Consider the following 23,591-nt stretch of genomic DNA (forward strand, 5'->3'; position numbering starts at 1 on the left):
ATGACCCAGCTCACGCTCGGCAAGGCCCTCGGCGCCGGACTGCGTCAGGCCATGCGCGACGACGACCGGGTCGTGCTCCTCGGCGAGGACATCGGCAAGCTCGGAGGGGTGTTCCGCATCACCGACGGACTGCTCGACGAGTTCGGCGCCGCGCGGGTGATCGACACCCCGCTCGCCGAGTCGGGCATCGTCGGCACGGCGGTCGGGCTCGCGTTCCGCGGCTACCGCCCGGTGGTCGAGATCCAGTTCGACGGCTTCGTGTACCCGGCATTCGATCAGATCGTGTCGCAGGTGGCGAAGCTGCACTATCGGACTCAGGGCCGGGTGAAGATGCCCCTCACGATCCGCATCCCGTGGGCCGGGGGCATCGGAGCCGCGGAGCACCACTCCGAGTCGCCGGAGGCCTACTTCGCGCACACCGCGGGGCTGCGCGTCGTCGCGGTGTCGAACCCGGAGGACGCGTACCGCAGCCTGCGCCAGGCGATCGCCTCGGACGACCCTGTCGTCTTCTTCGAGCCCAAGCGCCTCTACCACCACAAGGGCGAGGTCGACCTGGAGGCACCGCTCGCCGACGCGCCGCCGATGGGACTCGCCCGTGTGGTCCGTGCGGGCACGGACGCGACGGTGATCGCCTACGGTGCGATGGTGACGACGGCGCTGCAGGCCGCCGACGCCGCTGAAGACGAGGGGCTGTCGTTGGAGGTCGTCGATCTCCGCTCGCTCTCGCCCGTGGACTACGACTCGGTCGCCTCCTCGGTGCGCAAGACGGGCCGGGTCGTGGTCGCGCATGAAGCCTCCAGGGAAGCCGGGCTCGGTGCCGAGGTCATCGCCAGCATCACCGAGCGCTGCTTCGAGTACCTCGAGCACGCGCCGCTGCGCGTGACCGGACACGACGTGCCGTATCCGCCCGCGAAGCTCGAGAAGTACCATCTGCCCGACCTCGACCGCATCCTCGACGCCGTCGATCGCGTGATGGACCGTCCGAACAGCCTGACGGGAGCGGACGCATGATCGCCGAGTTCCGTCTGCCCGACCTGGGGGAAGGGCTCACCGAGGCGGAGGTCGTGCAGTGGCTCGTCTCGCCCGGCGAGAAGGTGGCGCTGAACCAGACCCTCGCCGAGGTCGAGACCGCGAAGGCCGTGGTGGAACTGCCCTCGCCCTACGAGGGCACCGTTTCCAGCCTGCATGCCGAGGCGGGCGAGACCGTGTCGGTGGGGGCACCGCTCATCGCCTTCGACGTCGCCGGTGAGGAACCGCAGACTCCGACCCCCGCGGTCGAGGGTGCCGAGGCCGAAGGCAGCGAGAAGACGCAGCCGAACCTCGTCGGCTACGGTGCTGCTCCCACGACGGCGGGCCGGCCCGCGCGGCGTGCCCGTCGGATCGGTGGCGCGAGTCCGGCGGCGGACACCGCGGTCCTGGAGGCGGCTCCCCACGACGCCTCGCCCTCGGCGTCCGTAGAGACCGTGATCGAACGGCCGCGCTCGACGCCGCCCGTGCGGGCGCACGCGAAGCGCCTCGGCGTCGATCTGGTGCTGGTCGCGGCGGAGGTCGGCGACCGGCTGATCACGCGTCAGGATGTCGACGCGTACGCCGAGCGGCTGGCTGCCCGCTCGGACGCGACGCGCACGCCCGCGCCCGCGCCGGGGAGTGCCGCTCGTCCGACCGGCCACCAGCCCGACCGCGAGACCCGCATCCCGATCCGCGGAGTACGCAAGCACACCGCGGCGGCGATGGTGCAGAGCGCGTTCACGGCGCCGCACGTCACCGTGTTCCACACGGTCGACGTCACCGCGACGATGGACCTGCTGGCACGACTGCGCGAGGACCGCGCACTCAGTGGCCACCGGATCGGTCCGCTCGCCGTCGTCGCGAAGGCGGTGTGCCTTGCCCTCGGCGGAGCGCCGGGCCTGAACGCGCGGTGGGATGAAGAGGCGGGCGAGATCGTCCAGCACGGCTACGTCGACCTCGGGATCGCCGCGGCGACCGACCGGGGCCTGATCGTGCCGATGATCCGCGATGCGGAGCGGATGACCCTGGTCGAACTCGCGGATGCCATCGCGTCGCTCGCGGAGACGGCCCGCGCGGGCAAGACGTCGCCCGCGGAGCTGTCCGGTGGCACGTTCTCGATCTCGAACATCGGAGTGTTCGGCGTGGATGCCGGGACGCCGATCCTGCCGCCGGGTCAGTCGGGCATCCTCGCGGTCGGCGCGGTCAGGCGGCAGCCGTGGGAACACGCCGGGGAGATCGCGCTGCGTCAGGTGATGACGCTGAGCCTCTCGTTCGACCACCGGATCGTGGACGGCGCGGAGGGCGCCGCGTTCCTGAAGGCCGTGGCCGACGTACTCGAGGAGCCCGGCAGGGCGATGCTGCTCAGATGAGGGCGCGCAGCGCCGCCTCCGCCATCGTGACCAGTACGGTCGCGGTGGCGGAGTGCCGCCTCATCGCGGCGCGCGTGCTGTGGGGCGTCGAGTTGATCAGCCCGAAGCATGCCTGGACGCGCAGCCGGAGTTCGTCGCGGGCGACGTCGTCGCGGGGATCGATCGCCGCGAGCGCGTCCATCCAGAGCTCGATGTAGGCACGCTGGAGCCGGCGGACCTCGGCGCGATCGCCGTCGGCCAGATGCGCGACGTCGCGGTCCTGCACCTGGATGACCTCGGCGTTGCCGAGAGCGAAGTCCACGTGGAACCGGATGAGCGCGCGCATGCGCTCCTGGGGGTCCGCGGCGGCGGTCGCCACGCGGTCACCCCCGTCGACCAGGTCGTGGCTGACCTTGACGAGCACGGCGCCGAGCAGCGCCTGTTTCCCCGCGAAGTGTCGATAGACGGCGGGGCCGGAGACGCCGACCGCGGCACCGATCTCCTCGAGGCTCACGCCGGTGTAGCCGCGATCGGCGAACAGCCGGGCGGCAGCGTGCAGCAGCGCGTCGGACCGTTCGGCTTTCGCACGGTCCCTGGCGGTGAGCGGGCTTGTCATCTCAGTTAATCCTCGCTAACCTGAATCATCGGGTTAGTGAACACTAACCGAGAATGCGTGCACCGCGCCAGGGCAGTCCGTGGCGCGGTCGTGGGTCGAGGAGGACATCACGATGCCGGCAACCCAGGAAGATCTGGCGCACGAGCTGCGTGCTCGGATCGCGACCGCCGCCCTCGGCGGTCCGGAGGCGTCGCGCGAACGTCATGTCGCGCGCGGCAAGCTGCTTCCGCGCGACCGCGTCGCGCGGGTGCTCGACGAGGGCAGCCCCTTCATGGAGATCGCTCCGCTGGCGGCGGACGGCCTGTACGGGGGAGAGGCGCCGGGGGCCGGCGTCATCGCGGGTATCGGACTCGTGCACGGCCGCCACGTCATGGTCGTCTGCAACGACGCGACCGTGAAGGGCGGCACCTACTACCCGCTCACGGTCAAGAAGCACCTGCGGGCACAGGAGATCGCGCTCGAGAACCGCCTCCCGTGCCTGTATCTCGTCGACTCGGGCGGGGCGTTCCTGCCGCGACAGGACGAGGTCTTCCCCGATCGCGACCACTTCGGGCGCATCTTCTTCCACCAGGCGCGCCTCTCGGCCGCGGGTGTTCCGCAGCTCGCCGCCGTGCTCGGGTCGTGCACCGCCGGGGGAGCGTACGTCCCGGCGATGAGCGACGAGACGGTGATCGTGCGCGATCAGGGCACCATCTTCCTGGGCGGACCTCCGCTCGTGAAAGCCGCGATCGGCGAGGTCGTCTCCGCGGAGGAGCTCGGGGGTGGAGCGCTCCACGCGAAGCGCAGCGGCGTCGTCGACCACCTCGCGGAAGATGACGAGCACGCACTGGAGATCCTGCGGGACATCGTCGCGACGCTTCCCGCGCCCGCCCCGCCCGCCTGGGAGGTCGTCGAGAGCAGACCGCCGTCCGAGACGGGCTCACTGTACGACGTGGTCCCGGTAGACGTGAACGCGTCCTACGACGTGCACGTCGTGATCGACCGGCTCGTCGACGGCGATAGCTTTCGGGAGTTCAAGGCCGAATACGGCACCACCCTCGTCACCGGCTTCGCGCGCCTCCACGGACACCCGGTCGGCATCGTCGCGAACAACGGCGTGCTGTTCAGCGAGTCGGCGCTCAAGGGCGCCCACTTCATCGAGCTGTGCGACCAGCGCGGCATCCCGCTGCTGTTCCTGCAGAACATCACCGGCTTCATGGTCGGGTCGGACGCGGAGGCCGGAGGGATCGCGAAGGACGGGGCCAAGATGGTCACCGCGGTCGCGACCAGCCGTGTCCCGAAGCTCACCGTGATCATCGGCGGGTCGTTCGGGGCGGGCAACTACTCGATGTGCGGACGCGCCTACTCCCCGCGGTTCCTGTGGACGTGGCCGGCGAGCCGCATCTCGGTCATGGGCGGTGCTCAGGCCGCATCCGTCCTGGCCACGGTGAAGGAAGACCAGTTGGCCGCGCGCGGTGAGACCTGGGCGCCCGACGACCGTGCGGCGTTCGAGGAGCCGATCCGCGAGCAGTACGAGCGGCAGGGCGAGCCGTACTACGCCACGGCGCGCCTGTGGGACGACGGCATCGTCGACCCCGCGCAGACCCGCGACCTGCTCGGGCTGGCGCTCGATGTCGTCTCCCGCACCCCGCTGCCCGAACCGCGCTTCGGCGTCTTCCGGATGTGAGCCCCATGTCTTCGTCACCCTCTCTCTCGTTCACCACCGTCCTCGTCGCGAACCGCGGCGAGATCGCCCGACGCATCATCCGCACGCTCCGCACTCTGGGTATCCGCAGTGTCGCGGTCTACAGCGATGCCGACGCGGGGGCACCCCACATGCGCGAGGCCGACGTGGCGGTCCGCATCGGGCCGGCTCCGGCGGCCGAGTCCTATCTCGACATCGATGCCGTCGTCGCGGCCGCGCGGGCCACCGGCGCGCAGGCGATCCACCCCGGCTACGGCTTCCTGTCCGAGAGCGTCGGGCTGGCGGAGGCGTGCGCCGAGAGCGGAATCGTGTTCGTCGGCCCCTCCGTGACGGCTCTGCAGGTCATGGGCGACAAGGCCAGGGCGCGGGACCACGTCGCGCGGAGCGGGGTGCCGGTCGTTCCGGGGTTTGACGCACGTGGGCTGTCCGACGCGGAGATCGAGGAGGAGGCGGACGCGGTCGGGTTCCCCCTCCTGGTGAAGCCGAGCGCGGGCGGAGGCGGCAAGGGCATGGAGGTCGTCGCGGACGCGGCCGCACTGCGCCCCGCCCTGTCCTCCGCGCGACGGGTCGCTGCCGCGGCCTTCGGCGACGACGCGCTCATCCTCGAACGGCTCATCGCCCGGCCGCGGCACATCGAGGTGCAGGTCTTCGGCGATGCACACGGCCGGGTGGTGGCGCTGGGCGAGCGCGAGTGCACGCTGCAGCGACGGCATCAGAAGGTCATCGAGGAGGCGCCGTCGGCCGGCATCCCCGAGGACACGCGCGACCGGCTCCTGACGGCGGCGGTGCGCGCGGCGGAGAGCGTCGCCTACGTCGGGGCCGGCACCGTAGAGTTCCTGGTCGATGCGGACGCCCCGGAGAACGTGTTCTTCATCGAGATGAACACGCGCCTCCAGGTCGAGCACCCGGTGACGGAGGAGGTGACCGGGCTCGACCTCGTGGCGCTGCAGCTGCAGGTCGCCGACGGTCGTCCCCTCGAGGTCGAGCCGCGCGGGCGGGGTCATGCCGTCGAGGCGCGCGTGTACGCCGAGGCTCCGGAGCGCGGCTTCCTGCCGTCCACCGGGACCGTGCTGCTGTTCGAGGCCCCGGACGGGGTCCGGGTCGACGCGGCTGTCGAGACGGGCAGCGTGGTGACGGGCTACTACGATCCGATGATCGCGAAGGTGATCGCTCACGCCGACGACCGGGCGACCGCCCTCCGCCGCCTGGACGACGCCCTGGCGCGCACCGTGGTGCTGGGGGTCGACACGAACATCGGGTTCCTGAGGCGGCTGCTGCACGACGAGCGTGTCGTCGCGGGCGACCTCGACACGGGGCTGATCGAGACTCTGCTCCCGCTGGAGCCGAGCCGACCCTCCGCATCGCAGCTCGCCGCTGCAGCCGCCGCTCTCCAGCCCGTCGGGGTATCGCCGCGAGCCGCCGACGCGCTGTGGGGACGACTCGCCGGGTGGCGGCTCGGCGCCGATCCCGCTCCGGTCGCGCCCCTCACCGTGCTCACCGATGACGACGCGGTGGTCGAGCTGCACGACGCCGATCCCGGACGTTCGACGGTGCGCGCGGCCGTGGATGCCGACGGGGCGGTGTGGGTCGTCGAAGACGGGGCCACCATGAGGCTTCTGCCCGTGGATCGGCGCGCGCGCCTCCAGCGTCGGCTGGCCGCGACCGGCGACGGTGGTCGCGCGAGCGAGCCGGAGGGACGAGCCCCGATGCCGGGGAGCGTAGTGGCCGTGCACGTCGCGGACGGCGCGGTCGTCGCGGCCGGCGAGCCGCTCGTCGCGATCGAGGCCATGAAGATGGAGCACCAGGTGCTCGCCCCGCACGACGGGGTGGTGCACCTGTTGGTCGCGACCGGCGACCAGGTACGGCGCGACCAACCGGTCGCCCGGGTGACGACGATGGAGGACGACCGATGATCGAGAGCCTGACCGACGAGGAGCGCGAGCTCGCGGGGATGGTGCGGGAGTTCGCCGACACCGTGGTCGCCCCGCAGTCCTACGAGGCCGACCGCACGCACACGCTCTCGATGGACGTGGTTGCGCAGATGGGCGAGCTCGGGCTGTTCGGCCTTCCCTTCCCCGAGGAGTACGGGGGACAGGGCGGCGACTATATGGCGCTCGGCATCGCGATCGAGGCGCTGGGCCGGGTCGACCAGTCCATCGCGATCACGTTGGAGGCGGGGGTCAGCCTGGGCGCGATGCCGATCTACCGGTTCGGCTCGGAGGAGCAGAAGCGCGAACTGCTGCCTGACCTGCTCGCCGGACGCGCTCTCGCCGGGTTCGGGCTGACGGAGCCGGAGGCGGGAAGCGACGCCGGCGCCACGCGCACCACGGCACGGCTCGACGGCGATGACTGGGTGATCGACGGCTCCAAGCAGTTCATCACCAACTCCGGCACGCCGATCACGCGCTTCGTGACGGTGACCGCCGTGACCGGTGCGAACGAGGGACGCAAGGAGATCTCGACGATCATCGTGCCCAACGGCACCCCGGGGTTCACGGTCGAGCCGCCCTACGACAAGGTCGGCTGGAACGCCTCGGACACCCACCCGCTCACGTTCGACGGGGCGAGGGTACCCGCCGGCAACCTGCTGGGGGCGCGTGGCAGCGGGTTCCGCAACTTCCTGAGCATCCTCGACGAGGGTCGCATCGCGATCGCCGCCCTCTCCACCGGTGCGGCCGAGGGGTGCCTGGAGGCGGCGGTCGCCTACGCGAAGAGTCGCACGATCTTCGGCAGCGCGCTCAGCACCCGGCAGAACGCCCAGTTCACGCTCGCCCGCATGCGTGCGCGCGTGCACACCGCGCGACTCGCGTGGCACCATGCCGCCCGGTTGCGCGACGCGGGCTCCCCGTTCGCGGAGGCCGCGGCGATCGCGAAGCTCGTGGCGGGAGAGGCCGCGATGGACAACGCGCGGGATGCGACGCAGATCTTCGGCGGCAACGGCTTCATGAACGAGTTCCCCGTGGCACGCCACTACCGCGACTCCAAGATCCTCGAGATCGGCGAGGGCACGACGGAGGTCCAGCTGCTGGTGATCGCCAGGGCCCTGGGGCTCGCCGGGTAGCGTGGAGGGATGAGCATGCGCGACATCGAGCAGCGCGGACTGTACTTCGAGGAGTTCGACACGGGCGTGCGGTACCTGCATCGACCGGGGCGCACGGCGACCGAGGCCGACAACGTGCTCTTCACGACGCTCACCATGAACACGCAGGCGCTGCACCTCGACGCCGCCTTCGCCGACGCCAGCGAGCCGTTCCACGCGCGACTGATCAACTCGATGTGGACCCTGTCCACGATGGTCGGGACCTCGGTGGCGCAGCTCACGCAGGGCACGCTCGTGGCGCAGCTCGGCATCGGCGACGTCGCGTTCCCGCACCCGCTTTTCGCGGGCGACACCCTCACCACGGAGACCGTCGTGGAGGAGAAGCGCCTGTCATCCTCCCGCCCGGGGACGGGGGTCGTGCGGCTCGCGCACACGGGGCGGAACCAGGACGGCACCGTGGTCGCCACGGCCACGCGCACGGTGCTGATCCGCTGCCGCCCGGAGGCGTCCGCATGAGCTTCGACCTCGGCCCCGCGCTGCTGTTCTGCCCGGCGGATCGCCCGGAGCGCTTCGCGAAGGCGCTCGACCGCGCCGACGCGGTCATCCTCGACCTGGAGGACGCGGTGCTTCCGGCGGCGAAGGCCGAGGCCAGAGCGAACGTGCGATCGGCCGCGCTCGACCCGGCGCGCGTGATCGTGCGGGTGAACGCGCCGAGCTCCGGCGAGTTCGACGCCGACCTCGCCGCCCTGGCGGAGACGGGCTTCCGGACGGTCATGGTCGCGAAGAGCGAGAGTGCGTCCGATCTCGACCGTCTCGGCGACGCGTACGACCTGATCGCGCTGTGCGAGACGGCGCGCGGTGTCCACGCGGCGCCCGACATCGCGGCGCATCCGCGGGTGGTCGCCCTGATGTGGGGAGCGGAGGATCTGGTCGCCTCACTGGGCGGCACCTCGTCGCGGACCCCGGCCGGCCGTTACCGCGACGTCGCCCGCTACGCCCGCGCCCGCGTGCTGCTCGAGGCGGGGTCGTACGGCAAGGCTGCCATCGATGCCGTGCACGTCGACATCGGCGACCTGGAAGGGCTGCAACAGGAGGCCGCCGACGCTGCGGCATCCGGCTTCCGCGCCACGGCGTGCATCCACCCGAGCCAGGTGTCCGTCGTGCGAGAGGCCTACCGTCCCGACGCCGAGACCGTCGCCTGGGCGAGGGCCGTGCTGGAGGCAGCCGCCACGGAGCGCGGGGTCTTCCGGTTCGACGGTCGCATGGTGGACGAGCCCGTGCTCCGGCACGCGCGCTTCGTGGTCTCCCGCGCCCGCTGAGGCCGCGTCATCCACCGCGCGACAGAGCGCCGGGGCGTCAGAGCACGGGCGACTCGTCGAGCAGGCGCAGGTACCCCGGCGCCGCGACGAAGCGGTGCGCAGAGCCGTTGCCCAGCACGGTGCCCTCGCGGGGGAGCGTGCCGCCGGAGACGTGATCGATCACGGCGCGGATCACCCCGCCGTGCGTGACCACGAGCACCGACTCCGCCTGCGGGGCCGAACGCCGTCGCGCCTCCCTGGCGATGCGGTGCAGGGCCGCGATCGCCCTCACCCCGACGTCGGGCAGCGACTCGGCGCCGGGAACTTCCGCGTGCCAGTCGCCGTACGTCGAGATGTAGTCGGGGACCAGGAGTCCCTCGCCCTCGCCGAACTCCCGCTCGCGCAGGTCGGGGACGACACCGGCGATGTCGAGCCCGAGACGCTGCGCGATGATCTCCGCGGTCTCCCTGGCGCGGGAGAGCGGGCTCGTGTACACGGCGTGGTGCGCGGTCCCGGCGAGCTTCTCGGCGGCCCAGCGTGCGTCCTCGCGCCCGGTGTCGTTGAGGGGGATGTCGGTGGAGCCCTGGATGCGCCTCGCGAGGTTCCAGTCGGTCTGTCCGTGGCGGATGAGGGTGAGGTGGGTCACTGCAGCAGCTCCTGGAGGGCGGGAAGGACGTCGCTGGTGCCTGCGGCGAGCGTGGCGTCCGCCCAGGCGTCGGCGCGTGTCGGTTCGCGGTTGACGATGATGAGCGGGATCCCCCGGCGTCGGGCGCGGTCGACGAGCCGCACGCCGGAGTTGACGACCAGGGAGGAGCCAGCGACGATCAGGGCCGTGCTGGAGCGCAGCAGGGATTCGGCCGCGCGGAATCGGTCCTGGGGCACGTACTCGCCGAAGAACACCACGTCGGGCTTGAGCATCCCGCCGCACACCGTGCACGCGGGGATCACGAAGCCGTCCGTGCTCTCGGGCAGCACATCGCCGTCCGGTGCGAGGGCCACGTTCTCGGGCACGGTGATCCAGGGGTTGAGCTCCTCGATCTGCACGGCGATGTCGCGTCGGTCGAACACCTGTCCGCAGTGCAGGCACAGGACGCGGCGCATGGTGCCGTGGACCTCGATCACGTGCGAGCTGCCGGCCCGCAGGTGCAGGCCATCGACGTTCTGGGTGATGACACCGGACACGGTCCCGGCGGTTTCCATCGCGGCGACGGCCAGGTGTCCCGGGTTGGGGGCGGCCTGTGCGAACGCGCGCCAGCCGAGGTGCCCGCCCACCCAGTACCGTCGTCGGGCGGCCTCGTCACCGAGGTACGTCTGGATCGTCATGGGGTCGCTGCGCGTGCGCGCGCCTTCGCCGCGATAGGCGGGGATGCCCGAGTCGGTCGAGATCCCGGCTCCGGTGAGGAAGGCGATGCGCCGGCCGCGGAGCAGGTCGGCGACCCTGCCGAGGGTGGCCGATGACTCGGCGGTGTTCGACGCGCTCACAGGACCTCCCCGTGCGAGTCTACGGCGCGGCGACGGGGCCGGTCTCGCGCTGGCAGAGTGGAGGGATGCACCTGACGTCCGTGACCGACCTCGACGACCCGCGGCTCGACGACTACCGCGGGTTGACGGACACGGCGCTGCGGGCCGTCACCGAGCCGGCCGAGGGGCTCTACATCGCGGAGACGACGACGGTGATCGAGCGCGCGGTGGCGGCCGGTCACCGCCCGCGCTCCGTGCTCGTCGCCGAACGTCGGGTCGAGGAGATGGCGCGTGTGCTCGGAGAGCTGCCGGTCCCGGTGCTGGTCGTTTCCGACGAACTGGCCGAACGCGTCACGGGCTACGCCGTGCACCGCGGAGCCCTCGCGTCGATGCAGCGCCCCGCCCTCGCCCCGGTCGCCGACGTGATCCGCGGGGCCCGGCTCGTTCTGGTGCTGGAGGGGCTCGGTGACCACGCGAACGTGGGCGCCGCGTTCCGTGCGGCCGCCGGGCTGGGGGCCGACGCGGTGCTGGTCTCGGCGCGCTGTGCCGATCCGCTGTACCGCCGGAGCGTGCGGGTGAGCATGGGAACGGTGTTCCAGGTGCCGTGGACCCGCATGGCCGACCTGGGTGAGGGGATGCGCGACCTCACCGCGCAGGGGTTCGACGTCGCCGCTCTCGCCCTCGACGACGGCGCGGTACCGCTGGATGTCTACGCTGCGGAGCGCCCGGAGCGGGTCGCCCTGCTGATGGGCTCGGAGGGGGACGGTCTGTCGCGGGAGGCCCTGGCTGCGGCGGACACCGTGGTGACGATCCCCATGTCGGGCGGCGTCGACTCGCTCAACGTCGCTTCCGCCGCTGCCGTCGCGCTGTGGGCGCTGCAGAACTGACCGATCAGTCGCGGCCGGGGAGGATCACCGGTCCGGGCTCCGGTCGCTTGGCGGCGATGTTGTCGCCCGAGGACTGATGCCGCAGCCGCCGCAGCACCCACGGCACGAGGTGCTCCCGCGCCCAGCCCAGGTCTTCGGCCCTGGCCGCCCGCCACGTACGGAGGGGGAGCGGCTCGGGCTGCATGGCCTCCAGATCGTTCGGGACGTTGAGGGCGCGCAGCACCATGCGGGCCACCTCGTGATGCCCGAGCGCGTTGTAGTGCAGCCGGTCGTCGTCGAAGAATCGCGCGTCCTGCACGACCTTGAGCGCCCACTGGTCGGCGACGATGCAGTCGTGCCGCTCCGCGATCGCGCGCACGTTCTCGTTGTAGATCGCGACCTTGCCGCGGAAGGGTCGGAACACCGGGGTGAACCCGGTGTCGATCCCGGTGAACAGGATGACGGCGGCGCCCGTGGACGACAGGCGCGACACGGCGTCCTCGAGCTGGGCGGCGATCGCGTCCGGGTCGGTGCCGGGGCGGATGACGTCGTTGCCGCCCGCGCAGATCGAGATGAGGTCGGGCCGCAGCGCCACGGCGGGCTCGACCTGGTCGGCGACGATCTGCGCGATGAGCTTGCCGCGCACGGCGAGGTTGGCGTACGCGAAGTCGTCGACCTGCTGTGCGAGGACCTCGGCGACGCGATCGGCCCAGCCGCGGTGGGCGCCGGGGTTCACGGGGTCGGGGTCGCCGATGCCCTCGGTGAAGGAGTCGCCGATGGCGACGAACCGTCGCCACGGATGCGGAGTCTCGTTCGGGACGTAGGGGCTCCTGGTCGATTCCTGGTCGCTCATCCGGCTCTCCTTCGCGGGGGCTTGCGGGCGGCGGTCGGCCGCTGCGCAGTGACCGAGCCTACCCGTCGGGGTTCCGCGGGGGCGGACGCGCGCGGCGATCGCGGCGGATGCCGTGGTGTCCCCGGCAGCGATTATCGTGGAGTCGATGCTCTCTCCCTCCTTCCCTCAGCGCGCCCCGTGGGGAACGGCGAGCAAGCTGCGCGCGTGGCAGCAGGAGGCCCTCGACGCCTACTTCCAGGCCGACCAGCGCGACTTCCTCGTCGCTGCGACCCCGGGCGCCGGCAAGACCACGTTCGCGCTGACACTCGCGGTGGAGCTCATGCGGATGGGCGAGGTCGACCGGGTGATCGTGGTGGCCCCGACGGAGCACCTGAAGACGCAGTGGGCCGATGCGGCGGCTCGGGTGCACATCCGGCTCGACCCGCGGTTCCGCAACAGCCACTGGGCCCCCGCCCGGCACTATCACGGCGTCGTCGTCACGTACGCGCAGGTCGCTGCGAAGTCGTCGATCCATCGCCACCTCACGGAAGACGCGAAGACCCTGGTCATCCTCGACGAGGTGCACCACGGCGGCGACGCGCTGAGCTGGGGCGATGCGATCCGCGACGCGTACGGCCCTGCCAAGCGGCGGCTGCTCCTCTCGGGCACCCCGTTCCGCAGCGACACCGCGCCGATCCCGTTCGTGGAGTACCTGCCCGACGAGACGGGCGCCCGCGTGTCCAGCACCGACTACGCGTACGGCTACGGGCGTGCTCTCGCCGACGGTGTCGTCCGTCCTGTCCTGTTCCACATGTACGCGGGCAAGATGCGCTGGCGCACGAGCGCGGGCGACGAGCTGGAGACCCATCTCGGTCAGGACAACACGAAAGACGTCACGTCGCAGGCATGGCGCACGGCCCTCGACCCCGAGGGCGACTGGATGCCGGCCGTGCTCTCCGCCGCCGACCGTCGCCTCACCGAGATCCGCCATCATGTGCCGGACGCGGGCGGGCTGGTGCTGGCGACCGATCAGACCGTGGCCAGGGCGTACGCGAAGATCCTCCACAGCATCACCCGCGAGCAGCCCACGATCGTGCTGTCCGACGATGCCACGGCGTCGGAGCGCATCGAGAAGTTCTCCGCCGGCACTCAGCGCTGGATGGTCGCCGTGCGCATGGTGTCCGAGGGGGTGGACGTGCCGCGGCTCGCGGTGGGCGTGTACGCCACCTCGTCGTCGACCCCGCTGTTCTTCGCGCAGGCGATCGGCCGGTTCGTGCGGGCCCGACGCCGGGGCGAGGCGGCCAGCGTGTTCCTGCCCCACGTGCCCGTGCTGATGAAGCTCGCGAACGAGATGGAGAAGCAGCGCGATCACGCGCTCGACCGCGGCTCGAAAGACGAGGACGGTCTCGACGACTCGCTCCTGGAGAGTGCGAACCGCGAGGAGGAGACCTCCGACGCACTCACCCAGGAGTTCAGCTACCAGGCCATCTCGTCCGTCGCGCACTTCGATCGCGTCGTGTTCGAGGGCAAGGAGTTCGGTCAGCTCGCGGAGCCGAACACGCCGGAGGAGGAGGAGTTCATCGGCTTCCCCGGTCTGCTCGAGCCCGAGCACGTGCACGAGCTCCTGATGCAGCGCCAGGCGCGACAGTCCCGGCACCGGGAGGTGCGCGAGGCCGCGGAGCCGGCGACGGCCACCACGACGCTTCCCGCGCCGCTCCACCGCACCCTCCGCGAGCAGAGGCAGCTGCTGAACAGCCTGGTCGGGTTGTACGCGCGCCAGTCGGGACAACCGCACGGCGCCGTGCACGCCGAGCTCCGGCGCATCTGCGGGGGGCCGGCGGTCGCGCAGGCCACGGTCACTCAGCTGCAGTCGCGCATCGAGGTCCTCCGCAAGCGCGTCCGCTCCTGACCGGGATCACCACCGCGTCTGCTTCGGATCCCCGAAATGCTGGCAATCGGTGCCAGGACGCGGTTGCGCGCTCCGCTCGCGGATAGCGTGGAACGGTTGCCCGCGCATCGGGCACGCTGATTCCTGGAGGACCCATGACTGCCCCTGCCGCCGCGGATTCGACGGCCTCTGACCGCCGCCGATGGGCCCGCTACCTCGTGGAGGAGCGCGCCGAGGGAGCCGTGTACAGCCGCCTCGCCGCCCGTCGGACGGGGGAGGAGCGCGCGATCCTGCTGGGACTGGCCGAGGCCGAACGCCGGCACGAGAAGCACTGGCTCGATCTGCTCGGCGGTGAACCGCGGCGGCTTCCGAGGGCGGGCCTGCGCTCGCGTCTTCTCGGCTGGATGGCGGGACGGTTCGGGTCGATCTTCGTCCTCGCGCTGGCGCAGAGTGCCGAGGCTCGGTCGCCGTACGATGCCGAGCGCTGGGCGACCCCTGCGATGCGCGCTGACGAGAAGGTCCACCACGAGGTCGTGCGCGGCCTGGCGGCGCGCGGACGGCGACGGCTCTCCGGCTCCTTCCGTGCGGCGGTGTTCGGCGCCAACGACGGTCTCGTGAGCAATCTCGCCCTCGTGCTCGGCATCGGGGCGACCGGGGTGAGCTCGGGCTTCGTCCTGTTCAGCGGGATCGCCGGCCTGCTGGCCGGGGCGCTGTCGATGGGTGCGGGCGAGTTCGTGTCGGTGCGGTCGCAGCGCGAGCTGCTCGCGGCGACGGAGGCCAATGAGGACGCCGCGGCCGCCGCCGCCGACCTCGACATCGACGAGAACGAACTGGCCCTCGTGTACCGCGCCCGCGGGATGGATCAGACGGAGTCGCTCGCCCGGGCTCGTCGGATCGTGTCGGCCGCCCAGGAGGGCGTGCGTCGGGCGGCCACGGGTCCGGTCGCGGTCCAGGGGGCCGACGACCACGAGATCGTCGGCAGCGACTGGACGGCGGCCATCTCGAGCTTCCTGCTGTTCGCGTCCGGAGCGATCGTGCCCGTCCTCCCGTGGATCTTCGGGCTCGAGGGGCCCACGGCGATCATCGTCGCCCTCGTCCTGGTCGGCATCGCGCTGCTGAGCACGGGAGCCATGGTCGGGGTGCTGTCGGGCGGGCCGCCCCTGCGCCGCGCCCTGCGTCAGCTCGCGATCGGCTTCGGAGCCGCGGCGATCACCTATGCGCTGGGCCTGCTGTTCGGCGTAGGTGCCGTCTGACGGCGAGGCGGTACGACGAAGGCCCCGGATCCGTGGGGATCCGGGGCCTTCGTGTCTGTGCGCGGAGGGGGACTTGAACCCCCACGCCCTATCGGGCACTAGCACCTCAAGCTAGCGCGTCTACCATTCCGCCACCCGCGCAGGTGTGGGATGTGTCGTTGCCGACCGAAGAATGACATTAGCACGTTCTGAAGGGGCGATCGAACTGGGCGCGACGCCCGGGCGTGGCACGCTGTTTCGATAGCCTGGGACGCATGACCGATCCCTCGCTGCCCGAGGTCGCGCGCGTCGCGAGCGACCTCATCCGCTTCGACACATCCAACTACGGAGGCGGAAACGCGAAGGGGGAGCGGGAGGCCGCGGAGTACGTCGGCGCCTATCTGGAGGCGCTCGGGCTGCCGGTCGAGTACTACGAGCCGGTGCCGCGACGCACGAACGTCATGGCGAGGGTGCGGGGACGCGATGCGAGCAAGCCGGCCCTCGTGGTCCACGGTCACCTCGACGTCGTACCGGCGGTCGCCGAGGACTGGAGCGTCGATCCGTTCGCCGGGATCGTGCGCGACGGCATGCTGTGGGGCCGAGGCGCGGTCGACATGAAGAACATGGACGCGATGATCCTCACGTCGGTCGCCGACATCCTCCGCGCGGGGGAGCAGCCGGAGCGCGATCTCGTACTCGCGTTCTTCGCCGACGAGGAGAACGGTGGTGTCGAGGGGTCGGCGCTCGTGGTCAAGGATCGCCCGGAGTGGTTCGCCGGGGCGACCGACGCGATCAGCGAGGTGGGCGGATACTCCATCTCGGTCGACGATCGCCGGGCCTATCTCCTGCAGGTGGGCGAGAAGGCGCTGATCTGGATCCGGCTGGTCGCCACCGGTCGCGCGGGCCACGGCAGTCGTCTGCATGAGGAGAATGCGGTGACCAGGCTCGCCGAGGCCGTCGCCGCGATCGGCCGCACGCGCTGGCCCATCCGACTGACGCCCACCACGACGGCGCTCCTGGAGGGCCTCAGCGCGCTCAGCGGGCGCAGCGTCGACGACCCGGACGCGCTGGCGGCGGCCGCGGGCCCGGCGGAGGCGTTCCTGCGCTCCACGTTCCGCACCACCACCAATCCGACCGTGCTCACCGCGGGATACAAGCACAACGTGATCCCCGAGCGTGCGGAGGCGCTGATCGACGTGCGCGTGATCCCCGGCACGGAGGACGACGTGCTCGCCGAGCTCCAGCAGATCGTGGGCGACGACATCCGCATCGAGACGGTGGTGCGCGACATTGGCATGGAGACGGCGTTCTCCGGCGACCTGGTCGACGCGATGGTCGCGGCTCTCGGACGCCACGATCCGGGCGTTCCGGTCATCCCGTACCTGCTCGGCGCCGGGACCGACAACAAAGCGCTGGCGGCTCTCGGCATCACCGGGTACGGCTTCGCACCGCTGCGACTGCCCGCCGACCTGGATTTCACGGGCATGTTCCATGGAGTCGACGAGCGGGTGCCCGTAGACTCTCTTGTCTTCGGTCAGCGGGTGCTGACCGATCTGCTGCGCACGTACTGAGTGACGCTCGCGCCCTCCGTGCCCTCCCGAGATCTGAAGGCCCTGCCATGCATCTGTTCGAAGCGCTCATCCTGGGGATCGTCCAGGGACTGACCGAGTTCCTCCCGATCTCATCGAGTGCGCATCTGCGCATCCTCGGGACCTTCCTGCCGTCGGGGGAGGACCCGGGTGCGGCGTTCACCGCCATCACGCAGATCGGCACCGAGGCCGCCGTCGTCGTGTTCTTCTGGCGCGACATCGTCCGCATCGTGTCCCAGTGGTTCCGCTCGCTCAGCGGCGCGGTGCCGCGCAACGACCCGGATGCGCGCATGGGGTGGCTGATCATCATCGGCAGCGTTCCGATCGTCGTGCTCGGTCTGCTGTTCCAGGACCAGATCGAGACGGTGTTCCGTTCGCTGTGGCTCGTGGCGATCATGCTCATCCTGTTCGGCATCCTGCTCGGAATCGCCGACTACGTGGGCGCCAAGCGGCGCAAGCTCGGAGATCTGACGTATCCGCACGGCATCGCGTTCGGTTTCGCGCAGGCTCTCGCGCTGATCCCCGGCGTCTCGCGGTCGGGCGGCACGATCACGATGGGGCTGTTCCTGGGCTACGAGCGGGCGGCTGCTGCGCGCTATGCCTTCCTGCTCGCGATCCCCGCCGTCTTCGGCAGCGGCTTCTACCAGGTGTTCAAGAGCTGGGGCGAGCCGTCGTTCTTCTCCTTCGGCGACACGCTCGCGGCAACCGGTGTCGCCTTCGTGGTGGCGCTCGGAGTGATCGCGTTCTTCATGAGCTGGATCTCGAAGCGCAGCTTCCTGCCGTTCGTGATCTACCGCATCCTGCTCGGCACCGTTCTGCTCGTGCTGCTGGGCATGGGCGTCATCCCCGCCTGAGCGCGGCGCGTCCCCGTCAGCGCTTGCGGTCGCCCGGACCGTCGTCGCGGCGGCGCAGGTAGCGTTCGAACGCCTGGGCGATCGCGTCGCCGGAGGCATCGGGCGAGTCCCAGGTGTCGCGCGTGCGTTCCAGCTGACGGATGTACTCGGCCATCTCCTCGTCCTCGGATGCCGCAGCGTCGATCGACGCCTCCCATGCGGCTGCCTCGGTGCGCAGGTGCCGGCGGTCGACGTCGACACCGGTGAGCTCCTCGAGTCGGTCGAGGAGGGCGAGCGTCACCTTCGGCGAGGGGGCGGCGGAGGCGACGTAGTGGGGCACGCTGGCCCAGAGGCTGACCGAGGGGATCCCGGCGTTCTCCGCGAAGTGCTCGAACACCGTGAGGATGCCGACGGGACCTTCGTACACCGATCGCTCGAGGCCGTGCGCCTCACGCACCTGGTCGTTCTGGCTCGAGGCGAAGATCGAGATGGGTCGGGTGTGCGGCACGTCCGACAGCATCGCGCCGAGGGTCACGAAACCGGTGACGTCGTCGCGCAGCGCGACGTCGATGAACTCCGAGGCGAACGCCTGCCAGGTGCGGGCGGGCTCGGCGCCGGTGAGCAGCCAGAACTCCGGGCCGGGCCCGGGGTTCCGCGGACGCCAGAGCCCGGCCTCCGGCCAGGTGAGCTGACGTCGCCCCTCCGCATCCATGCGAGTGGCGGGACGCGTGTACTGGTAGTCGAAGTACAGCTCGGGGTCGACGGAATGCACGAGGTCGTAGTCGCCGGACGACTGCAGCGCCGCGATCGCGCCGCTGGCCGCTTCGCCCGCATCGTTCCAGCCGTCGAACGCGGCGATGACGATGCGGGGACCGAGGACATCCACCATGTGCTCCCATCGGGTTCGCGGTTCCGGTCACCCCAGGCTAGCCCGCGACGGCGGGATGTGGGCCGCGCCCGGCTAGCATGGGTTCAGTGAGCAGCAAGCCCCGCGCGGTCCTCTGGGACATGGATGGAACACTCGTCGACACCGAGCCCTACTGGATGGCGGCCGAGACCGCGCTGGTCGAGTCGTTCGGAGGGACCTGGACGCACGAAGACGCCCTGCGGCTCGTCGGTAGCGGGCTCCTCGACAGTGCGATCATCCTGCAGGACGCGGGCGTCGACATGGAGCCGGAGGCGATCGTCTCGCACCTCACCGACGCCGTGCAGCAGGCGTTGCGCACGCAGGGGGTGCCGTTCCGCCCCGGGGCTCGCGAGCTGCTGCGCGACCTGCGCGCCGCCGACATCCGCACGGGCCTGGTCACGATGTCGCTGCGCCGGATGGCCCTGGACGTGGTGGACCTGATCGACTTCGAGGCCTTCGACGTCGTCGTCGCCGGCGACGACGTGGATAATCCCAAGCCCCACCCTGAGCCGTATCTGCAGGCCGCTGCGCTGCTGGATGTCGACATCGCGGAGGTCGTGGTGATCGAGGACTCCCCGACGGGGCTGCGAGCGGGTCTCGCGTCGGGGGCGCTCACGCTGGGGGTGCCGCACATCGTGCCGCTCGACGGCCTCGGCGCCCACCAACTCTGGCCCACACTGCACCTCCGCGGTGCCGCGGACATCGCCGAGCTGTTCGGCGCGCACACGACCACGGAGGCGACCCGATGACGGCGACCCAGCGACCGAGCGGTCCGTTCCGCGAGGGCGACCGCGTTCAGCTCACCGGCCCGAAGGGGCGCCTGCACACGGTCACGCTGCGCGAGGACGGCGAGCTGCATACGCACCACGGCGTGCTGCGGCACCGCGACCTGATCGGGCTTCCTGACGGCTCCGTCGTGGCGAACAGCTCCGGGCACGAGTATCTGGCCCTGCGCCCCCTGCTGCGCGACTTCGCGATGTCGATGCCGCGCGGTGCGGCGATCGTCTACCCGAAGGATGCAGCGCAGATCGTGATGCAGGCGGACGTCTTCCCCGGGGCGACGGTGGTCGAGGCGGGCGTCGGCTCCGGCGCGCTGTCCCTGTCGCTGTTGCGCGCGATCGGACCCGCCGGGACCCTGATCTCGTTCGAGCGGCGCGAGGAGTTCGCCGACGTGGCCCGCAGCAATGTGGAGACGTTCTTCGGCGAGACCCCGGACACCTGGCGAGTGGTGGTGGGCGATCTCGTCGAGGCCCTGCCCGCCGAGGTCGAGGCCGGTTCCGTCGACCGGGTCGTCCTCGACATGCTCGCCCCGTGGGAGTGCATCGACGCGGTGGCCGACGCGCTCACACCGGGCGGCGTGGTGCTCTGCTACATCGCGACCGCGACCCAGCTCTCGAGGGTTGCGGAGTACATCCGCGGAACCGGTCTGTTCACCGATCCCGATGCGTCGGAGACGATGGTGCGCGGTTGGCACGTCGAGGGGCTCGCGGTGCGACCGGATCACCGGATGGTGGCGCACACCGGCTTCCTCCTCACGGCCCGCCGGCTCGCGCCCGGCGCGGTCGCGCCGTCGGTCAAGCGGCGCGCGTCGAAGAGCAGCTACAGCGACGCCGACGTCGAGCTGTGGACGCCGGGGGCCGTCGGCGACCGCGAGATCACGGACAAGAACCTCCGCAAGCGGGCTCGCGAGGCGGGAAAGGCCGCCGAAGGCGCGCGCCAGGCCGCCGCGTCGCGCGAATCCGGGCAGTCGACGGAATAGACTGGAGCGCGTGCGTAAAACGTCCGCCGTTCTGGCCACCCTCAGTCTCGCCGCCCTCGCTCTGACCGGGTGCAGCGTGACCGCGTCTTCCGCCGACGCCTCGTGCGATCGCACGGGCCACGCGAACGGCATCGGCGACGCCGTGACTGTCGACGGAGAGGTCGGCTCCACGCCCGACGTCGACATTTTCAGTCCCCTCCGCCTGACCGAGACGTCGTTCACCGACGCGGTGACCGGAGACGGCCGTCGCATCGTCGACGACGCGCAGCCGATCATCGTGCAGCTCTCGATCTACAGCGGCGAGACGGGTGAGAAGGTGTTCGCCACGTCCTACGACAGCGACAGCACGCGCGCGTCCAGCATCGAGTCGTGGGCCTCGCAGGCGCCCGGCCTTGCCGGCGTCCTCGAGTGCGCGACCGCCGGAAGCCGCGTCGTGGCCGGGCTCACGCCCGACGACTTCGGTGCCGCGAATCTCAAGGGCTTCGGCATGGCGGAGGACGACGTCGCCGTCTTCGTGGTCGACGTCGTTGATGCGTTCCACCCGCGCGCCGAGGGCTCGCTGCAGTTCAACGACGCGCAGGGCATGCCGACCGTGGTCCGTGCTCCCGACGGCACTCCCGGCGTGATCATCCCGGACAGCGCCGCACCGAAGAAGCAGGTCGTGCAGACGCTCATCCTCGGTGACGGAGAGAAGGTCACGAAGGACGACTCTCCGCTCGTTCACTTCACGGCCGTGGGCTGGGACGACAAGAAGGTCATCCAGAGCTCCTGGGGCCAGCAGGCCGTCGATCAGATGGCGCAGATCGCACCCCCCGTGGCTGAGGCCCTCGTGGGGCACCCGGTCGGCTCGCAGGTGCTCGTCGTGCTCCCGAAGACCGAGAACTCCGTCGCGATGGCCGTCGTGGTGGACATCCTCGGCATCGCCCCCTCAGCCGCTCCGTGATGGCCGCCCGGATCCCTGCCGAAGAGCGCCTGACGAACCTCGTCGTGGCGCTGATGGCGACGGAGATCGGGCTGACGAAGCAGCAGATCCTCGACAACGTCTCGGGGTATCGGCAGCGGGCGGACGCGGGTACGCGCTCCGATGCCCTGGAGAAGATGTTCGAGCGCGACAAGGACGAGCTCCGGTCGCTCGGCGTGCCGATCGAGACGATCGGCGATGCTGCCGACCCGAACGATCTCCGGGAGGCGCGGTACCGCATCCCCCAAGCGGAGTACGACCTGCCGAGCGACATCGAGTTCACCGCGGCGGAGCTCGCGGTGCTGCGCCTGGCGGGAAGCGTGTGGAGTGCGGAGTCGGTCTCGGGCGACGCCCAGTCGGGCGTGCGCAAGATCCGCGCTCTCGGTATCGACGGCGATGAGCCCATCATCGGCTTCGCTCCGCGCATCACCGCGCGGGACGCGGCCTTCTCTCCGCTGCAGGACGCGATCGAGCGCAGCCGTGTGGTGTCGTTCGACTATCTGAAGCCCGGGGAGGATGCGCCGCGTCGTCGCCGCGTCCGGCCGTTGGCACTGGTGGACTATGAGGCGCGCTGGCACGTCTACGGGGTCGATGTGGATGTGGAGGAGGACCGCACCTTCCTGCTGAGCCGCATCGTGGGCGACGTGGCGGTGAGCGCGACGTCGTTCGACCCCGCCCTGCGCGAGGGAGCGGGGGAGCGCGCGCTGAGCGGACTCGAGCAGGTCGCTGCGGCGAACTCCGCGCTTCTGGAGGTGACTCCGGGCACCGAGGCCGCGCTGAGGCTCGGACGACGCGCGACCGCCGCCGCGCAGGGCATCCGCGTGCCATTCGTGGATCTGCACATCCTCGCCGACGAGCTGGCCTCGTACGGTCCCGAGGTGCGGGTGGTCGAGCCTGCCCTGCTGCGTGACGCCGTGGTCGCCCGGTTGTCCGCTGTCGTGGATGCGCACACCGACACGGGGGCACGCGCATGAGCCCGCAGCAGAAGCCGCTCCTTGCCGCTGATCGCGTACGCCTGTACCTGACACTCGTTCCCTACCTGCTCGAGCACGGGCAGGTATCTCTCGCGGAGGCCGCGGAGGAGTTCGGCGTCACGCCGCGCGAGATGCGCGCGATGGTCGAGAAGCTCACCGTGATCGGATTGCCGGGCGAGGCCGGATTCTGGCAGCAGCCTCAGGAGATGTTCGACATCAACTGGGACCTGCTCGAGCTGGAGGACGTCATCGAGATCACGAACGACGTCGCGCTGCGCCGGGTTCCGCGGTTCACCGCCCGGGAGGCCGCCGCGCTCCTGGCCGGGCTGCAGATGGTGGCGGCCGTTCCGGCGGTCTCCGACTCGGGTCTCGTCGCCGGTCTTATCTCGAAGCTCTCCCGCGGTGCGGCCGATGCCCCCGCCGATGTCGTCGTGGCGCCGAGCGCCGTCGACGAGGTCCGTTCCGTGGTGTCGCGCGGGCTGCAGCAGGGCGTCGCCGTCTCGTTCACCTACCAGGCGCCTGACTCGACTCCGACCACGCGCACCGTCGATCCCGTCCAGATCCTGATCACGAACGGGCAGTGGTACCTGCAGGGATGGTGCCACATGCGCGAGGCGATGCGTACCTTCCACCTGGATCGGGTGAGCGAGCCGACGCTGACCGACATCCCCAGTACCCACGGCGGTGACCAGGTTCCCGAGGCGTTCGCCGGTCTGGAGGACGAAGGCGAGGTCACGGTGCGCGTGCCGGAGCGGCTCGCCCCGCTGCTCAGCGGGTTCCTGCCGGCGGAAGCGATGGAGCCCGCGAACGGCGTCGTGACGGCCCGTCTGCATCTGGCGGACCCGCGCGGCATCAAGCGCCTCGCGGCCAGGTTCGGCGGAGCGATGGAAGTCCGGGAGCCGGGAGTCGCTCGGTCGGCGACGCGTGAGTGGGCGGAGGCGGGACTCGCGCTGTACCACCAGCCCGATACGCAGGATTGATCTGTAGACTGGGGACGAAAGCCCCCCGACGACGGGAATGTCGATATGTTCGCTGGAATGCAAGGCTGGCACCTGCTGATCGTGCTCGCCGTCATCCTCCTTCTCTTCGGCGCTGCCAAGCTGCCGGCGCTCGCGAAGAGCATGGGGCAGTCCGCCCGCGTGTTCAAGGGTGAGATGAAGGCGATGAAGGAAGAAGATGCGACGCGCGCCGAGTCCGCCGTCGCTGAGCCCACCTCGGTGAAGGACACGGGCGCCGAACCTGAGACTCCGCCTCGCGCCTGACCGGCCGTGGCAGCCATCGAACCGACCGTGAA

23 protein-coding genes and 1 tRNA gene are annotated in these 23,591 nt (G+C 71.0%); 18 read left to right on the forward strand and 6 right to left on the reverse strand.

Features of this window, described 5'->3' with window-relative positions; translation table 11 throughout:
• Positions 1-1,011, forward strand: coding sequence for a transketolase C-terminal domain-containing protein (locus tag ACWGQ1_RS08625; RefSeq protein WP_452312788.1), 1,011 nt, complete (start codon positions 1-3; stop codon positions 1,009-1,011).
• On the forward strand, positions 1,008-2,378 hold the full coding sequence (locus tag ACWGQ1_RS08630; RefSeq protein WP_452312789.1) for a 2-oxo acid dehydrogenase subunit E2: 1,371 nt from the start codon (positions 1,008-1,010) through the stop codon (positions 2,376-2,378). Before ACWGQ1_RS08625 ends, ACWGQ1_RS08630 begins: the two co-directional genes overlap by 4 nt.
• On the opposite strand, the gene ACWGQ1_RS08635 is transcribed toward ACWGQ1_RS08630, so the two are convergent.
• Positions 2,371-2,973 (reverse strand): TetR/AcrR family transcriptional regulator, encoded by a 603-nt coding sequence (locus tag ACWGQ1_RS08635; RefSeq protein WP_247981659.1) that lies wholly within the window; start codon positions 2,971-2,973, stop codon positions 2,371-2,373. The genes ACWGQ1_RS08630 and ACWGQ1_RS08635 overlap by 8 nt on opposite strands.
• A 112-nt stretch (positions 2,974-3,085) precedes the next feature.
• Between ACWGQ1_RS08635 and ACWGQ1_RS08640 the strand changes: the two genes are divergently transcribed.
• Genes ACWGQ1_RS08640 through ACWGQ1_RS08660 form a run of 5 tightly spaced genes read left to right on the forward strand, consistent with a single transcriptional unit; the run spans position 3,086 to position 9,016 of the window.
• A complete protein-coding gene (locus tag ACWGQ1_RS08640) occupies positions 3,086-4,639 on the forward strand; it encodes a carboxyl transferase domain-containing protein (protein WP_452312790.1) in 1,554 nt (517 codons plus the stop codon).
• Positions 4,640-4,644: 5 nt separating this feature from the next.
• Positions 4,645-6,570, forward strand: coding sequence for an ATP-binding protein (locus ACWGQ1_RS08645; RefSeq protein ID WP_452312791.1), 1,926 nt, complete (start codon positions 4,645-4,647; stop codon positions 6,568-6,570).
• A complete protein-coding gene (locus tag ACWGQ1_RS08650; protein ID WP_206251272.1) occupies positions 6,567-7,718 on the forward strand; it encodes an acyl-CoA dehydrogenase family protein in 1,152 nt (383 codons plus the stop codon). Before ACWGQ1_RS08645 ends, ACWGQ1_RS08650 begins: the two co-directional genes overlap by 4 nt.
• 9 nt (positions 7,719-7,727) lie before the next feature.
• Positions 7,728-8,213: a MaoC/PaaZ C-terminal domain-containing protein gene (locus ACWGQ1_RS08655; RefSeq protein WP_452312792.1), complete on the forward strand. Its 486-nt coding sequence runs from the start codon at positions 7,728-7,730 to the stop codon at positions 8,211-8,213.
• Positions 8,210-9,016 carry an aldolase/citrate lyase family protein gene (locus ACWGQ1_RS08660; RefSeq protein WP_452312793.1) on the forward strand — a complete coding sequence of 269 codons (807 nt, stop codon included), beginning with the start codon at positions 8,210-8,212 and terminating at the stop codon, positions 9,014-9,016. The genes ACWGQ1_RS08655 and ACWGQ1_RS08660 overlap by 4 nt, the downstream gene beginning before the upstream one ends.
• Before the next feature lie 37 nt (positions 9,017-9,053).
• Here the strand turns inward: ACWGQ1_RS08660 and ACWGQ1_RS08665 are convergent, their stop codons facing one another.
• Both ACWGQ1_RS08665 and ACWGQ1_RS08670 read right to left on the reverse strand, forming a co-directional pair.
• On the reverse strand, positions 9,054-9,641 hold the full coding sequence (locus ACWGQ1_RS08665) for a histidine phosphatase family protein (protein ID WP_136032331.1): 588 nt from the start codon (positions 9,639-9,641) through the stop codon (positions 9,054-9,056).
• On the reverse strand, positions 9,638-10,477 hold the full coding sequence (locus tag ACWGQ1_RS08670; RefSeq protein ID WP_136032333.1) for a Sir2 family NAD-dependent protein deacetylase: 840 nt from the start codon (positions 10,475-10,477) through the stop codon (positions 9,638-9,640). The genes ACWGQ1_RS08665 and ACWGQ1_RS08670 overlap by 4 nt, the downstream gene beginning before the upstream one ends.
• 65 nt (positions 10,478-10,542) lie before the next feature.
• On the opposite strand from ACWGQ1_RS08670, the gene ACWGQ1_RS08675 reads away from it, so the two are divergent.
• A complete protein-coding gene (locus ACWGQ1_RS08675; protein WP_452312794.1) occupies positions 10,543-11,343 on the forward strand; it encodes a TrmH family RNA methyltransferase in 801 nt (266 codons plus the stop codon).
• A gap of 4 nt (positions 11,344-11,347) precedes the next feature.
• Here the strand turns inward: ACWGQ1_RS08675 and ACWGQ1_RS08680 are convergent, their stop codons facing one another.
• Positions 11,348-12,175, reverse strand: a complete 828-nt coding sequence (locus ACWGQ1_RS08680; protein WP_136032337.1) for an SGNH/GDSL hydrolase family protein — start codon at positions 12,173-12,175, stop codon at positions 11,348-11,350.
• Between the two features lie 145 nt (positions 12,176-12,320).
• Between ACWGQ1_RS08680 and ACWGQ1_RS08685 the strand changes: the two genes are divergently transcribed.
• Complete coding sequence (locus ACWGQ1_RS08685; protein ID WP_136032340.1) at positions 12,321-14,063, forward strand: DEAD/DEAH box helicase; 1,743 nt, start codon at positions 12,321-12,323, stop codon at positions 14,061-14,063.
• 134 nt (positions 14,064-14,197) lie between these two features.
• The gene (locus ACWGQ1_RS08690) at positions 14,198-15,295 is read left to right on the forward strand and encodes a VIT1/CCC1 transporter family protein (protein ID WP_136032342.1); all 1,098 of its coding nucleotides are present in this window, start codon (positions 14,198-14,200) and stop codon (positions 15,293-15,295) included.
• A 58-nt stretch (positions 15,296-15,353) separates the two neighbouring features.
• Here the strand turns inward: ACWGQ1_RS08690 and ACWGQ1_RS08695 are convergent.
• Positions 15,354-15,436 (reverse strand) — tRNA-Leu (locus tag ACWGQ1_RS08695).
• A 113-nt stretch (positions 15,437-15,549) separates the two neighbouring features.
• Here ACWGQ1_RS08695 and ACWGQ1_RS08700 point away from each other — a divergent pair.
• Both ACWGQ1_RS08700 and ACWGQ1_RS08705 read left to right on the forward strand, forming a co-directional pair.
• Positions 15,550-16,845 carry a M20/M25/M40 family metallo-hydrolase gene (locus ACWGQ1_RS08700; RefSeq protein ID WP_247638773.1) on the forward strand — a complete coding sequence of 432 codons (1,296 nt, stop codon included), beginning with the start codon at positions 15,550-15,552 and terminating at the stop codon, positions 16,843-16,845.
• 47 nt (positions 16,846-16,892) lie between these two features.
• Positions 16,893-17,717, forward strand: a complete 825-nt coding sequence (locus ACWGQ1_RS08705) for an undecaprenyl-diphosphate phosphatase (RefSeq protein WP_247638774.1) — start codon at positions 16,893-16,895, stop codon at positions 17,715-17,717.
• Positions 17,718-17,733: 16 nt separating this feature from the next.
• On the opposite strand, the gene ACWGQ1_RS08710 is transcribed toward ACWGQ1_RS08705, so the two are convergent.
• Positions 17,734-18,582, reverse strand: a complete 849-nt coding sequence (locus tag ACWGQ1_RS08710) for a PAC2 family protein (protein WP_136032441.1) — start codon at positions 18,580-18,582, stop codon at positions 17,734-17,736.
• Between the two features lie 89 nt (positions 18,583-18,671).
• Between ACWGQ1_RS08710 and ACWGQ1_RS08715 the strand changes: the two genes are divergently transcribed.
• The 6 genes from ACWGQ1_RS08715 to tatA are packed head-to-tail and all read left to right on the forward strand — an operon-like array spanning position 18,672 to position 23,559.
• Positions 18,672-19,352, forward strand: coding sequence for an HAD family hydrolase (locus ACWGQ1_RS08715; RefSeq protein WP_206251255.1), 681 nt, complete (start codon positions 18,672-18,674; stop codon positions 19,350-19,352).
• Positions 19,349-20,362 carry a tRNA (adenine-N1)-methyltransferase gene (locus ACWGQ1_RS08720; protein WP_136032350.1) on the forward strand — a complete coding sequence of 338 codons (1,014 nt, stop codon included), beginning with the start codon at positions 19,349-19,351 and terminating at the stop codon, positions 20,360-20,362. The genes ACWGQ1_RS08715 and ACWGQ1_RS08720 overlap by 4 nt, the downstream gene beginning before the upstream one ends.
• A gap of 10 nt (positions 20,363-20,372) precedes the next feature.
• Positions 20,373-21,305, forward strand: coding sequence for an FKBP-type peptidyl-prolyl cis-trans isomerase (locus ACWGQ1_RS08725; RefSeq protein ID WP_136037355.1), 933 nt, complete (start codon positions 20,373-20,375; stop codon positions 21,303-21,305).
• Complete coding sequence (locus tag ACWGQ1_RS08730) at positions 21,305-22,297, forward strand: WYL domain-containing protein (protein WP_452312795.1); 993 nt, start codon at positions 21,305-21,307, stop codon at positions 22,295-22,297. Before ACWGQ1_RS08725 ends, ACWGQ1_RS08730 begins: the two co-directional genes overlap by 1 nt.
• Positions 22,294-23,277, forward strand: coding sequence for a helix-turn-helix transcriptional regulator (locus ACWGQ1_RS08735; RefSeq protein WP_136032356.1), 984 nt, complete (start codon positions 22,294-22,296; stop codon positions 23,275-23,277). The genes ACWGQ1_RS08730 and ACWGQ1_RS08735 overlap by 4 nt, the downstream gene beginning before the upstream one ends.
• Positions 23,278-23,322: 45 nt before the next feature.
• A complete protein-coding gene (gene tatA / locus ACWGQ1_RS08740) occupies positions 23,323-23,559 on the forward strand; it encodes a Sec-independent protein translocase subunit TatA (RefSeq protein WP_136032358.1) in 237 nt (78 codons plus the stop codon).
• Positions 23,560-23,591 lie beyond the last annotated feature (32 nt).

The sequence above is a fragment of the Microbacterium sp. NPDC055599 genome, from assembly GCF_053618975.1.